We start from the raw sequence: 12,883 nt of genomic DNA on the forward strand, positions 1-12,883 counted from the left end.
TGCGGCGGCAAACGATGATATCTCGGAGGAGATCCAAGAAAATCTAAGGCTAAGATGGTTCGGCAATTCCTCCCTTTAAATGGCTTGAGGGCCTTCGAAGCATCGGCAAGACATCTCAGCTTCACCCGGGCCGCGATCGAGCTTTGCGTTACCCAGGCCGCCGTAAGCCAACAGGTCAAAAGCCTGGAGAAGCGATTGGGGGCTGCCCTTTTTCAGCGTCTCCCTAGAGGCTTGAAAATCACCGCTGAAGGCGAAGCTCTTTTGCCGACCTTGACCAATTCCTTCGATCAAATGGCGATCACGCTGGACCGGATTGAAGCCGGGCAGGTTCGGGAATTGCTGTTCCTGGGCGTGGTGGGGACATTTGCCGTCGGCTGGTTGTTGCCAAGGCTTTCGGATTTTCGACAGCAGCACCCGTTCATCGATGTGCGCGTTTCGACAAACAATAATCGCGTCGATATGGCGGCCGAGGGACTAGACTTTGCCATTCGCTTCGGCAGCGGCTCCTGGCACGGCACAGAGGCGCTGCGTCTGTTCGACGCTCCGCTCTCTCCTCTGTGCACGCCCAAATTGGCGGAGCGCTTAAGGTCGCCTGCAGACCTCGTCGAGGCGACGCTTTTGCGGAGCTACAGGGCGGATGAATGGAGCACTTGGTTTGCCGCAGCGAATGTTCCGCCAGCGGCACAAATAAACGCCGGTATCGTCTTCGACTCTTCCCTCGCCATGATGGAGGCGGCCCTGCAAGGACTGGGGATCGCTCTGGCACCGCCGTCGATGTTTTCCAGACATTTATCCTCGGGGGCTATCAGACAACCTTTTCCCACGACCATATCGCTGGGAAGCTATTGGCTGACCCGACTTCAATCAAGGCCGCCAACAGCAGCCATGCTCGCGTTTTCTGATTGGGTGACGTCGCAGATGTCTTCCGCATCTCAATGACAGTTTCCGGCGGATCCCGGTCTCGACCTGACGCCGGCAAGGAGATCGGTGAGATTGGTGAGGCGAAGACACGTTAAAGCGTTTTCGGCATAGCGCGCGCCATACCGAAATGCCGTTGCTTCTCAGAGGATGTCGCCGCCCTTGCCTATAGGGGCAGCTGCTTGCCGGCCTGTTCGCTGACCATGTATTCGGCGTACCAGTCCGGCCAGTTCTCGTCGTGTTTGCCGCCGTTTCGCTTCTCGTGTTCGCCGTGCGCGGTCGCCGCACGGCGCATGGCTGACGCGAGATCGGTTGAGTTGGTGAATGTCGTCCCGTCGGCGTCGATGCGTCCCGGCAGGCGCGTGGTGACTTCCTGAAACAGCCAGCCGTTGCCATCGGGATCCTTGAAGGAGGCAAAGGAGCGATAGCTGCGGTGATCGGGATCACGGCCGGCAATGCGGAGCCGCCCGAACAGATAGGGTTCGTCCTTGCCGGCATAAACGCCGGCCGCGTCATGGAACACTTCGCTCACCTCGACACCGCGGGCGATGAGATCGCGGCGGGCGGTCTCGATGTCGGACACGATAAGATAGAGCCCCTGGGCGGAGCCGGGGGCTGCGGCGGTGACGTTCTTGCCGAAGATGATCGCGCAGCCGGAACCGGGCGGGGTAAACTGAATCACACGGAAATCGGCATCATTGGCGAAGTCGGCGTCGAGCCGCCAGCCCAGGCCGTCGTAAAAACGTTTGGCGCGGTCGACGTCGGAAACGGGGATGACCACCACCTCGAGCTTGGTGTCGACGGGCTGTGTTCTCGGGGTTTCAATGGGGGTTTCGCTGCGCAGTGCATTGCTCATCTTAAGCTCCTTGGGTTCTGGATGTCTTGAGAATTGCGGACACGTGACGGCCAAGTTGACCACGGCGCACTCATGCAGTCGAATCAATAATTCTGTTTGTGTTGCCCTGTTTTGGCGGAGTTTGTGCGAATGTTGGTTGAGAAACATTGCAGCGCGGTCATGCCAGGGTTCACCATCATTCGTGATCCGCCTTCAGCCGATGCCGGTGGGCTGCCTGCTTTGCCCGGTTGCCGCACATGGCCATGCTGCACCAGCGCCGCCGATGGCCGCGGGTGTGGTCGGCAAAAAGCAACGTGCAGGCCGGCCCTTCACAGGCTTTCACAGTGGAGAAATCCTCCGTGCAGACGAATTGCGCCAGCGCCTCGCCGACCGGTAACAGCAGCGCATCGGGCGAGCGCCATTTGCGCATCGGCTGAAGCGTCAGCGCGGTGTGGCCATCGGCATGTCCGGCGACGATGCGACTGAAGCCCTCGTTGCGTTCGAGCAGGCGGTTCAACGGTTCCAGTTCCTCCAGCGCGCCTGCCGAGAGAGGGCGGCCCTTGTGGGCGCGGACGAAATCCCGGAACCACTCGCGCAGGCGCCGTGCCTGCTCGGCGACCGTGTCGAGTTCGCCCGGCAGCGCCCGCGCCCGCATCGTCTGCAGAGTCTCATGGGGAACGAGTTCTGCCTGCTCCAGCCAGCGCAGCAGGCCTTCACCGTCATCGATCCAGTCGACTGGCGTGTCGACCGGAGTGGCGATCGAATTCAAAAAATCCAGTCCCAGCGCATCGCCGACGAAAAGGGCAGGTGAGCGATTGTCCATCATAACTCCTATTCCGGCCGCCGTGACGCCAAGCGTGGGCGGCTTCCTGAGGCCCTGCCGACATGTAACCTCTTCCAAGGCTCTTGACAAGTTATGCGCCCCAGTAGTAACCGTTATAAACTAATTAGAAAGGTTACAATATTTCAGCCGGATGCAGAGGAGAAGGCCGATGTCCCCCAATGAAGTAAACGTTGTGCTCGTCCATGGCGCATGGGCTGATGGTTGGAGCTGGGCAAAGATCATCCAGCCAATGGCCGCCGAAGGCTTGACGGTGGTTGCGGCACCGCTGCCGCTGACCTCTTTCAGCGATGATGTAGCAGCCCTCGATCGCACACTGGAGCGCATGACCGGGCCGGTGGTTCTCGTTGGCCATGCCTATGCCGGCGCGGTGATCGCCGCGACCAGGCACGAGAAGGTCAAGGCGCTGGTCTATATTGCGGCGCTGGCGCCCGACGAGGGCGAGACGGTCGCCGATATCTTCTATCGCGGCACGCCGCACCCGAAAGCGCCGAAGCTTTCGCCCGACAGCCGTGGCCTGATCTACCTGCCGGATGAGGCCTTCGGCGCGGCATTCGCCCAGAATGCAACGGCTGGCGAGCAAGCAGTTCTGGCCGCCGTGCAGCGGCCGATTTCGCCGGCCTGCATCACTGTTCCCGTGCCGCGCCCGCTCTGGAAGCACCGTCCGGCCTGGTTCCTGGTCGCCGAACAGGATCGGATGATCGTTGCCGACAACCAGCGCTTCATGGCCGAGCGGATGGGCGCGCGCACGCGTTCTCACGCCGTCGACCATACGCCGATCGTTACCGCGCCGGCCGCCGTGCTCGACATCGTCAGGGAGGCGGTTGCCGCGGTGACGGCCTGAATTCAACGATCGTCCGTTTTCTCTCTCGCCCGCCGGAGATCTTCAGCAGCAGCCTACAAGGGCAGGCGGAATAACCACACCGAAAATATCAAACAAGTTACCAACGCAAAGGAGACTGTCATGTCCACCATCAGATACCGCACCGCCGACGTCGACGGCTTCAACATCTTCTATCGCGAGGCCGGCTCGCCGGGCGCTCCGAAGCTGCTTTTGCTGCACGGCTTTCCGAGCGCCGGCCACATGTTCCGCGACCTCATCCCTCTGCTTGCCGATCGCTTCCACATCGTCGCGCCCGATCTTCCGGGCTTCGGACAATCCGACCTGCCGGCGCGGCCTGCGACCTTCGACGGGATCGCGGCGACGATCGACCGCTTCACCGAAATCGTCGGCTTCGATCGTTACGCCGTCTATGTGTTCGACTATGGCGCGCCGACCGGTTTGCGGCTGGCGGTGAAGCATCCCGACCGGATCACGGCGATCATCTCGCAGAACGGCAATGCCTATGTCGAAGGGTTGAGCGATGGCTGGAATCCGATCCAGGCCTATTGGGAGGATGCGTCCGAGGCCAACCGCGATGCGCTGAAGGCGATGCTCCAGCCGGAAATGACGGTCTGGCAATATACGCATGGCGTTGCCGATCCGACGACGGTTTCGCCTGACGGTTATTCGCTCGACAATTTCTATCTGGCCCGGCCTGGCGTCGAGGACATACAACTCGACCTCTTCGGCGACTACAAAAGCAATGTCGCGCTCTATCCGGCCTTTCAGGCGTATTTCCGCACCCATAAGCCGCCGTTCCTTGCCATATGGGGCAAGAACGATCCGTTCTTCCTGCCGCCCGGCGCCGAGGCCTTCAAGCGCGATAACCCCAACGCCGTCGTCCGCTTTCTCGACACCGGCCATTTCGCGCTGGAAACGCACGCTGCCGAGATCGCGGTAGCGATCCGCGATTTCCTGGTCCGCTGACAGCAACCGGGCGCCGGCCCGCCGGAAGGGGCGGGCGGCGACCCACGGAAACAGGAGAGACGACATGTCGAACTCAGTTGCCATTATCACCGGCGCCAGCCAGGGCATCGGCCAGGCGACGGCGCTACGCCTGGCGCGCGACTTTTCCGCGCTGGTGCTGGTCGCGCGCAACCGCGCCAATCTCGAGGAGACCGCGCAGGCGGTGAGGGTGGCCGGCGCGCAGGCCCTCGTCATCGGCGCTGACCTTGTCGACCCGCAAGCGGCGCAAGCCGTGGTCGACCAGGCGCTTGGCGCCTTCGGCCGCATCGATGCGCTGCTCAATATCTCCGGCGCAGTGCCACAGATCGATCTCTTCGAGATGACCGACGCGCAGTGGGAAGGCGGACTGGCGCTGAAGCTGCATGGCGCACGGCGCCTGACGATTGCAGCCTGGCCGGCGCTGAAAGATGCCAAGGGCTCCGTCGTGATGATGTCCGGCAATTCGGCGGTGTTTCCGAAGGCGCCCTATGCGGCGGTCGGCACCATCAATGCGGCGATCGTCGCGCTGGCCAAGGCTTTTTCCGATCGCGGCGTTGCCGATGGCGTGCAGGTCAACAGCGTGTTGCCCGGCCCGGTCATGACCGGCCGACGCCGCTCCTATCTCGAACGATGGGCGCCGCTGCACGGCCTGAGCGTGGAGGAGGCAATCGCCCGTTTCCCCGAGCAGGCAGGCATCGCCCGCTACGGCGAGCCGGAGGAAATCGCCGAACTGATGGCCTTCCTGGTATCGCCCGCCGCCCGCTGGATGACCGGCTCGACGCTGCGCATGGATGGTGGCGAGGTGAAGTCGATCTGAGTGGTCGACGGCGGGATTAGCCCGCCGTCTTCATCGGCTGTTGTTGTTCTGCTCGTCGAGCCGCTTTTACGCGGCGAGAGCGGCGCGGGTTTTGCCGATCGTCAGAGCCGCCTTTGCTGCCTCGCGCCCTTTCTCGACGAAATGTGCGCGGTAGATCTGTTTGTGGTGCTCGGTTTCCTGATACTGATGCGGCGTCAGCGAAACCGACAGCACCGGCACACCGGTATCCATGCCGGCGCGCATCAGCCCATCGACGACGGCCTGGGCGACGAATTCGTGGCGGTAGATTCCGCCGTCGACGACGAAGGCGGCGGCAACGACTGCGGCATAGCGTCCGGTTGCCGCAAGATCGCGCGACAGCAGCGGCATCTCGAATGCGCCGGGTACATCGAACACATCGACCTGCTCGGGCGGAATAAGCTGATGGAAGCCATCAAGGGCGCGGTCGACGATGTCGGCGTGCCAGCTGGCTTTGACGAAGGCATAGCGGGTGGGTGTCACAGTAATCTCCTTTGGCGAACAGACACATCACCCAAGGCGATCACGAACGTCCCCGACAGCCGCTAGGGCGGCAGGAACGCACGTTCTCTTTCATCCGGACTATGACCGTCGGCTCAGGCATCTCACCTGATCTGCTGACCCTTCCGAAGAAGGCGCTCGCGGGCTCGCAATCTAAATTGCATACCGCCGGTAGGGACTTGCACCCCGCCCTGAGAACGGCGCGAACAATAGGGGGAAGGTGACGGGCTGGCAATAGGTCGAAATGCTTCGCGGCCAATGCAGGATCGGGGCTCCCGACGCGGCGATTTCGTTTGTTCGTCGATCGCGAAGGGCAAGCCCTCTTGCGGAGGATGGGCTTGCGCCTACATGCTATGCGTGAGGACATTCACGTCAGAATAGCACGGCAGGACAGGATGCACCGTCTCTTTCCGCGGCGGGCAAGGCCGTGGCAACTATGGGAGAGAGAGATGGAAGATCCTTTCGTCGTCCGCCGCGAGGCGCATATCGCAGCGCCGCCGGCCGCGGTGTTCGCGTTGATGACCGACCCGGAAAAGATCCTGCGCTGGATGGGAACGGAGGCTCAGATCGAGCCGCAGCCCGGCGGGCTCTATCTCGTCAACGTTACCGGCGCCCGCTTTGCGCGCGGTTCGTTTCGTGAGGTGGTGCCGGTTCATCGCCTTGCCTACAGCTTCGGCTGGGACGGTAGCGAGGTGGTGCCGCCGGGTTCGAGCCTCGTCGAGATCGATCTGATCGAACAGGGAGGCGGAACGCTGCTGCGGCTCACCCATAGCGGCCTGCCTAGCGCCGAGCAATGCGCCGGCCATGCGGAGGGTTGGGCACATTATCTCGGACGGCTGACCGAGGTTGCCGCCGGAGGTGATCCGGGTCCCGACTCTTTTTACGGCAGGACATGAACAATTTTGCAGGCAGCGGGGCGGCTCTGAAGCGCTTGCCGTTGCGACAACAGCGGTTGGCGAGCGCTCAGGACGGCCGTGCGGAAGCGCTTCTTTTTCTCCCGCAAACATGAACGCGCAGTTCATCTCCAGTTCAATTTGGCGGTCATAAGGTGTGGACGGCTGGATTGAAATGGAGTTCTCGATGAAGGCACTTTCTATCGCGGCTGCCTTGCTCGCTGGCAGCCTCTCGTTCGGCACAGCGCAGGCGATGCCGATGGGGACAATCAATGTCCAGAGCAATATCACCACGGTCGACTACGCCTGCGGTCGCGGCTGGCATCTGACGCGCTGGGGCGAATGCCGGCGAAACTGGCGCCGCCCGCCGCCGGTGGCTTTCTACGGTGGTCCGCCCCGCTGGGGCTGGGAGCGGCGTCACCGCGATTGGGATGGCCCGCGCTGGCGCCATGAGCGGCGCTGGGATCGCGACCGCCGTTGGCGGGACAATGACTAAAAGTCTCGCTTAGATGGAGATGGACGAAGGCCGGAGCGATTTTCGCCCGGCCTTTTCTAATGAAAAAGCGTCGCTCACGCTGATAGCCAGCGTTCTCCCGGTCTGCCAGAGGGTCAGATCCTGCTGACGAGCCAGTACTTGTCGTCGATCAATTCCTCGAGCTCGACGGGATCCTTGACGCCGAATTCGAACCATTCGACGAGTTCCTTCGCCTTGCGGCTGCTCTCCTCCGCTGTCAGTTCGACCTGATATCTTTCGCACCATCGCCGAAGGATCGACGTCAGCAGCGTCATGTCATTCCCATCCAACGGATCTTTCGGCCAGAATATCGTGCCCATCGTACCCCTCAATTACACGATGACGAACGACCCTATAATGGAATCAAAGTCGCGCAAGTTTAAAGTGTTTATTTTTCTTCTTCCACCGCGGTGAATGGTTTCAACAGGGGTCGCCCTCGAGCCGACAGGCTGATCGATAGAGAAGTCCTCACGGAGACCCCCAGAGGCGTCCCGACGGACATGCGGGATGTCGATTTGCCGACACATAGGCGATGTCCTTGCGGCTGTACGGGAGGGCGTGCCATGATCACGGCATGGATCTGCCGTCTCCCCTTGCCTGGCTGGTTGACGAGGCTGGAGCCTCGCCTGGTCCCGAACGGTTTCTGGCCGAGCTCGGGCGCCGGCTGCTGGCCGACGGACTGCCGCTTTCCGGCGGCACGCTGACGCTTTCGGTGCCGCATCCGATCATTGCGCGGCGCACCTGGCTTTGGCGGGCCGAGACCGGTGCTGTCATCGAGGCGCTGGCCTTTGCCGGGGCTCCGCAGAGCGAGGCCGGGCGCGACTGGCTGACCGCGCTCGGGCCGGTATGGGAGGAACGAATAGGGCCTTCGCAGGATAGTCCCATACTCGGCTGGGCGGGTATCGACAACCGGGCAGGGGCCGGCGCATTCGCTCCAGCGGAAGCCGACCGGCTGCGCGAGGTCGCGCGTTTTGCCGCCGCGCCGCTCGCAGCGCTCGCGGCGCGGGAGGCGCGGGCAGCCCTGCTTGAAGCCTATCTCGGCCGGCGTAGTGCCGCCCGGGTGCAGGCCGGCGAGCTTGCCCGCGGCACCGGCGAGACCATACGTGCGGCTCTTCTCTGCGCCGATCTGCGCGATTTCACCGCACTTTCGGAGGTGACGGAGCCGCACGCGATGATCGCGACGCTCGACGCATGGTTCGACCGCGTCGCGGGCGCGGTGCACGCCTTCGGCGGCGAGGTGCTGAAATTCATGGGCGACGGCGTGCTGGCGATCTTTCCGGTCACGGGCGCTTCCGACGACGCGGGAAGTGTAGGCCACGGAGACCGGGAAGCCTGCGAGGCGGCCCTCAGGGCGGTTGCTGCCAGCCGTGCCGGCATGGTCCATCTCGACCAGATACGCCAGGCGCAGGGGTTGGCGCCGCTGCCCTTCGGCGCGGCGCTGCATTTCGGCGAGATCCTATGGGGCAATATCGGCGCAGCCGACCGGCTGGACTTTACCGCCATCGGCCCCGCCGTCAATCTCGTCAGCCGGCTGGAAGGGCTCTGCAAACCGCTCGGCCGAAGCGTGCTGATCTCGGGCGCGGTTGCGGCGAATACGGCGACGGCGCTGATGCCGCTCGGAGAGCACAGCTTGCGCGGCATCGCCCAGCCTTGCGCGGTCTTCACCCTGCCGGAGGATTGAGCCGCAAGGCAGGGCGCCGAGAGCGGCTTTCGTTGATGCAAAGAAAGCTTTGCAAAGATATGTTTGCAATAGTAGGCTGCCGGCATGGAAAATCCGCGCCCGCAGCCCGCTCACTCAGTCACCGCACCCCGCACCCTCAGCCGGGTCGTGCCCGATCCGACCGCGCTGAAGGCGTTGACGCATCCTGTCCGGCTGCGCATGCTCGGCATGCTCAGGATCGATGGGCCTGCCACGGCGACGCAGCTTGCCGCGCGGCTCGGCCTGAACAGCGGCGCGACCAGCTATCACCTGCGCCAGCTTGCCCAATACGGCTTCATCGAGGAATCGCCGCATGCTTCGCGGCGCGACCGCTGGTGGCGCGCCAGCCACGAGCTCACCTCGGTGCCGGCAAGCGAGGCCGAGGGTGAAGCGCTCGATCTCGACCTCGCCTTCAACCAAGCGATACTCTCCTTGCAGGTCGGCCAGATGCAGCAGGCGCTGGAGGAATATGCCGAGCTGCCGGCGGAGTGGCGCAAGGCGAGTACGGCCAGCGACATCATCATCCCGATGACGGCGGAACAGGCCGAGGCCCTGACCAGGCGGCTGACCGATCTCATTCTCGAAGCGATGCGGGTGGCTCCGCCTCTGGGCGAGCTAGCGCCCCCGGATATGGTTCCCTTCTCGATCATGCTGCACGCTTTTCCCTATCCGGGGCGGCTCCCGCACCGCGAGGGGGATGGCGAGCCATGAGACCGGGCGGGCCTTTCCTGGCGCTTGCTGCGGCCGAGACGCTTTCGCTTTCCGGTACGCGGCTGTCGACCATCGCCATTCCCTGGCTGGTGCTGAGCACGACGGGCAGCCCGGTTCTGACCGGGCTGACGGCGATGATGGAGATGCTGCCCTATGTCGCCGCCAAGGCGCTCAGCGGGCCGCTGATCGACCGTGTCGGCCCGAAGCGCATCGCTGTCGTCTGCGACACGGCTTCGGTGCTCGTGGTCGCTCTGGTGCCGCTTCTCGATCTCTTCGGCATGCTTGGCATGCCGGTGCTGCTGCCGCTCGTCTTTGCCATGGGCGTGCTACGCGGCCCCTCCGATGCGGCCAAGCAGGCGATGGTTCCGGATATCGCCACACTCGCCAATGTACCGCTCGAACGAGTGACCGGCGTTGCGAGCGCCATCGAGCGGCTGGCCTCGACGGCGGGTGCGGCCGGCGCCGGCGCTTTGATCGGGCTGATCGGCCCGGGCCAGGCGCTGCTCGTCAATGCCGCCACCTTCGCCGCCGCCGCGCTGATCGTTGCCGAGGGCATACCCGGGACGCGGCGCGCGCCTGCGCCCGAAACTCGACCGGCCGAACGGGCGTCCTATCTCGAGGATCTGCGTGAAGGCTGGCGCTTTCTGCGCGGCGACGCCGTGCTCGTCAGCATCGTCGCCATGGTGGCGGTCACCAATCTCTTCGACCAGGCCTATCATGCCGTGCTGCTGCCGGTCTGGACACGGGATGCCGGTCATGGCCCGGAGCTGCTCGGTGCGATGTTCGCCGCCTTCGCTGGCGCCTCGATCGCAGGCGCGGCGATTGCCGCGGCGATCGGCGAGCGCATGCCGCGACTGATGGTCTATACGGTGGCCTTCCTCCTGACCGGCTTTCCGCGCTTTCTCGTTCCGGCGCTGGACGCGCCCATCGGCCTCGTCTTTGCGACGCTCGCCATCGCAGGATTCGCGTCGGGCTTCCTCAACCCGATCCTGTCGGCGGTCATCTTCGAGCGCATCCCCAAGCCGCTGACTGGTCGCGTCACCGCATTGAACACCGCCCTCTGCTTCGCGCTCATCCCTTTCGGCGGCCTCGCCGGCGGCGCGCTGATCAGCACGCTCGGCCTTGCGGCGGCGCTGTTCCTGATGGGGATTGCCTATCTCGCGGCAACGCTTGCGCCGCTGGCGCTGAAGAGCTTTCGCGGGTTTGACAGGGCTTCGCCTGAAGCGTCCAGCTCTAGCCGCGCCCAAGCTCTTCAACCAGCAGATCGATGAAGCGGCGGACTCGTGGTTCCAGCAGGCGCTTGTCGGGATAGAGTGTGACGATCTTTGCGTCGTCGGTTTCGAGGTCGGCCAGGATCTGCCGGAGGCGGCCGGCAGCGAGATCGTCGGCGATGAGGAAGTCGGGGAGGAGGGCGATGCCGAGGCCGGCCAAGGCGGCGTCGCGGATCGCCTCTGCGCTGTCGAGCCTCAGGCGGCTGCGGCCCTGCGCCTTGATCCAGGAACCGCCTTCCCCGCGAAAGCGCCAGCCCTGCCTTTGATTGCGGCCGGCGAAGATCAGGCAGTCATGGACCGAGAGATCGTCGATATCGCCCGGCTTGCCGCGCTCGGCGAGATAGGACGGCGAGGCGCAGAGCCGCGCCTTATAGGTGGCGATCACGCGTGAGACCAGGCGGGTGTCTGTCGCCGTCGCGCCGACCCGGATCGCCAGATCGAAGCCTTCCTCGACAATGTCGGCCGGGCGATCGGTGAAGCTCACTTCGACCTGGATGTCGGGCCAGGCCCGAAGATATTTTTCAAGCAAAGGCAGCACGACGAGCCGCCCGAAAGCATCGGGAGCGGCAAGCCGGAGAACGCCTCGCGGCGTGCTGTTCTGCCCCGCCACGCTCGCTTCCGCCTCGTCGACCGATACCAGGATCTGCAGCCCGCGCTCGTAAAACATCCGGCCTTCGTCGGTCAGGCTCAACGTCCTCGTCGTGCGGTTGAGCAGGCGCGCGCCGAGCCGGTCTTCCAGACGGATGACAGCCTTTCCTGCCGCCGAACGCGACAGGCCCATGGCCTGGCCGCCGGCGATAAAGCTTCCGGCATCGACGACGGCCATGAAGATCAGAATATCGTTCAGGTTCGTACGCGGCATCAGGCAACTCAAGCGGTTCGGCTACGTCAATAAGTCGGGCAGTCATGGGATCGTTCAAGGCCCGGACCATCAACGCCCATCGCGGCAGTAAGGTCCCCATGCTTCGCTTTTATGTAGACGTCCCTTCGCCAATCAACCTGCTATAGCAGCCATCGCACCGGATCGCAGGTCAAAGATGGGCCCCGGAAAGCTGAGCTACAGCATATCGCCGAGGCTCCAGTGGTTGTTCCATCGGACGTCGATCTCGTCGTCGACATTCTGATATCTTATGTCGGTGGAGAGGCGCAGCCGTCGGCTGCGGTCCTGGTTGGTGGTCGAGGCGTGGATCATGTAGGGCGAGTGGAGCACCACGTCGCCGGCCTCATAATCGGCGGCGAGCCAGCGGGTGTCGCAGCGCTCCGCCATATCGGGCAGATCCTTGGAGATCCAGCCGCCTTCCGCCATGTGGCGGTTATAGGCACTAACCCGCTCTTCCGCAGAAAGATTGCCGCTTGCTGCCTGGAACTCGGCCTCCATCCTGACGCCCAGGGTGTGCGAGCCTTCGAGATAGACCAGGCCGCCCATCTCGGTGGGGATGTCGCCGATCGGAATCCAGGCCGTCACCAGGCGGCTGGTGCCGCCGCGGAGATAGACGAGATCATAGTGGGCGGGCGTGGCCGTCGGCGATCCCGGCTGGACGAAACGCATGATCTTGCGCTTGTGGAGATAGGAGATACCCTGCAGGAAATCGTCCATGAAGCGGGCGAGTGGCGGTTGCGCGCAGAAGCCTTCATAGGCGGCGGAGCGGACGAGCGACATCAGGCGCCGGTCCGCCAGGCTTTTGTCGAAGCCATCGGCAGACGCCAAGCCCAGCGAAAAATCGCTTCCGGGCTCGACCAGCCCGATTTCGGCGAGGCGTTCGAAGACCCAGCGGCGGAAATCGATCACATCGGCCCGCGGCAGAAGGCCTTTCAGCCAGACATAACCATCGTCCTGGTAGCGGCGGCGGATAGCGTCGATGCCGATGCCGGGATCGGTGGGCACGAGCCAACCGATCCGCTCCGCGGGCAAGGTTCTGCCATTTGCGGCAAGAGGAAATTCCATCATGCGAGCTTGTCTGACCTCCGCAGCAATTGACATTTCACTCCTCCGTCGCTTGAGTTGGCTTGTCATCAATTACCTGATCCGGCATGCCA

The 12,883-nt window shown here is 63.7% G+C and carries 15 protein-coding genes and 1 riboswitch; of the genes, 9 read left to right on the forward strand and 6 right to left on the reverse strand.

The window, feature by feature from the left end:
* Positions 1-54: 54 nt before the first annotated feature.
* Positions 55-939 carry a LysR family transcriptional regulator gene (locus tag OLZ32_RS29515; RefSeq protein WP_264398952.1) on the forward strand — a complete coding sequence of 295 codons (885 nt, stop codon included), beginning with the start codon at positions 55-57 and terminating at the stop codon, positions 937-939.
* Positions 940-1,084: 145 nt separating this feature from the next.
* Here OLZ32_RS29515 and OLZ32_RS29520 read toward each other — a convergent pair whose 3' ends face one another.
* Both OLZ32_RS29520 and OLZ32_RS29525 read right to left on the reverse strand, forming a co-directional pair.
* Entirely contained in the window at positions 1,085-1,774 is a 690-nt protein-coding gene (locus OLZ32_RS29520; protein ID WP_003541115.1) for a VOC family protein, read from the reverse strand.
* A 175-nt stretch (positions 1,775-1,949) separates the two neighbouring features.
* On the reverse strand, positions 1,950-2,576 hold the full coding sequence (locus OLZ32_RS29525; protein WP_264398955.1) for a CGNR zinc finger domain-containing protein: 627 nt from the start codon (positions 2,574-2,576) through the stop codon (positions 1,950-1,952).
* A 169-nt stretch (positions 2,577-2,745) separates the two neighbouring features.
* Between OLZ32_RS29525 and OLZ32_RS29530 the strand changes: the two genes are divergently transcribed.
* The 3 genes from OLZ32_RS29530 to OLZ32_RS29540 all read left to right on the forward strand — a co-directional run bounded on the left by OLZ32_RS29530 (position 2,746) and on the right by OLZ32_RS29540 (position 5,239).
* On the forward strand, positions 2,746-3,438 hold the full coding sequence (locus tag OLZ32_RS29530; protein WP_264398957.1) for an alpha/beta fold hydrolase: 693 nt from the start codon (positions 2,746-2,748) through the stop codon (positions 3,436-3,438).
* A gap of 120 nt (positions 3,439-3,558) precedes the next feature.
* Positions 3,559-4,404, forward strand: coding sequence for an alpha/beta fold hydrolase (locus tag OLZ32_RS29535; protein ID WP_264398959.1), 846 nt, complete (start codon positions 3,559-3,561; stop codon positions 4,402-4,404).
* 64 nt (positions 4,405-4,468) lie between these two features.
* A complete protein-coding gene (locus tag OLZ32_RS29540) occupies positions 4,469-5,239 on the forward strand; it encodes an SDR family oxidoreductase (protein WP_264398961.1) in 771 nt (256 codons plus the stop codon).
* 66 nt (positions 5,240-5,305) lie between these two features.
* On the opposite strand, the gene OLZ32_RS29545 is transcribed toward OLZ32_RS29540, so the two are convergent.
* On the reverse strand, positions 5,306-5,740 hold the full coding sequence (locus OLZ32_RS29545; protein ID WP_062943356.1) for a 6,7-dimethyl-8-ribityllumazine synthase: 435 nt from the start codon (positions 5,738-5,740) through the stop codon (positions 5,306-5,308).
* Between the two features lie 78 nt (positions 5,741-5,818).
* Positions 5,819-5,961, reverse strand: a riboswitch (FMN riboswitch).
* Between the two features lie 246 nt (positions 5,962-6,207).
* Here OLZ32_RS29545 and OLZ32_RS29550 point away from each other — a divergent pair.
* Both OLZ32_RS29550 and OLZ32_RS29555 read left to right on the forward strand, forming a co-directional pair.
* Positions 6,208-6,654, forward strand: a complete 447-nt coding sequence (locus tag OLZ32_RS29550; protein ID WP_264398966.1) for an SRPBCC family protein — start codon at positions 6,208-6,210, stop codon at positions 6,652-6,654.
* Between the two features lie 184 nt (positions 6,655-6,838).
* Positions 6,839-7,147 (forward strand): GCG_CRPN prefix-to-repeats domain-containing protein, encoded by a 309-nt coding sequence (locus OLZ32_RS29555; RefSeq protein ID WP_003541107.1) that lies wholly within the window; start codon positions 6,839-6,841, stop codon positions 7,145-7,147.
* 113 nt (positions 7,148-7,260) lie between these two features.
* Here OLZ32_RS29555 and OLZ32_RS29560 read toward each other — a convergent pair whose 3' ends face one another.
* Positions 7,261-7,485 (reverse strand): hypothetical protein, encoded by a 225-nt coding sequence (locus tag OLZ32_RS29560; RefSeq protein ID WP_003541104.1) that lies wholly within the window; start codon positions 7,483-7,485, stop codon positions 7,261-7,263.
* A 254-nt stretch (positions 7,486-7,739) separates the two neighbouring features.
* Between OLZ32_RS29560 and OLZ32_RS29565 the strand changes: the two genes are divergently transcribed.
* The 3 genes from OLZ32_RS29565 (at position 7,740) to OLZ32_RS29575 (ending at position 10,846) form a co-directional block, all read left to right on the forward strand.
* A complete protein-coding gene (locus tag OLZ32_RS29565) occupies positions 7,740-8,846 on the forward strand; it encodes an adenylate/guanylate cyclase domain-containing protein (protein ID WP_264398969.1) in 1,107 nt (368 codons plus the stop codon).
* An 84-nt stretch (positions 8,847-8,930) separates the two neighbouring features.
* Positions 8,931-9,575: a winged helix-turn-helix domain-containing protein gene (locus OLZ32_RS29570; protein WP_264398972.1), complete on the forward strand. Its 645-nt coding sequence runs from the start codon at positions 8,931-8,933 to the stop codon at positions 9,573-9,575.
* Positions 9,572-10,846: an MFS transporter gene (locus tag OLZ32_RS29575; protein ID WP_264398974.1), complete on the forward strand. Its 1,275-nt coding sequence runs from the start codon at positions 9,572-9,574 to the stop codon at positions 10,844-10,846. The genes OLZ32_RS29570 and OLZ32_RS29575 overlap by 4 nt, the downstream gene beginning before the upstream one ends.
* Here the strand turns inward: OLZ32_RS29575 and OLZ32_RS29580 are convergent.
* Positions 10,809-11,708 carry a LysR family transcriptional regulator gene (locus tag OLZ32_RS29580; protein WP_264398976.1) on the reverse strand — a complete coding sequence of 300 codons (900 nt, stop codon included), beginning with the start codon at positions 11,706-11,708 and terminating at the stop codon, positions 10,809-10,811. The two genes, OLZ32_RS29575 and OLZ32_RS29580, sit on opposite strands and share 38 nt — an antisense overlap.
* 195 nt (positions 11,709-11,903) lie before the next feature.
* Positions 11,904-12,827, reverse strand: a complete 924-nt coding sequence (locus OLZ32_RS29585) for a phytanoyl-CoA dioxygenase family protein (RefSeq protein WP_264398978.1) — start codon at positions 12,825-12,827, stop codon at positions 11,904-11,906.
* Between the last annotated feature and the right edge of the window lie 56 nt (positions 12,828-12,883).

Source organism: Rhizobium acaciae (assembly GCF_025941625.1).
In the GTDB taxonomy this organism is placed as follows: Bacteria; Pseudomonadota; Alphaproteobacteria; order Rhizobiales; family Rhizobiaceae; genus Rhizobium; species Rhizobium acaciae.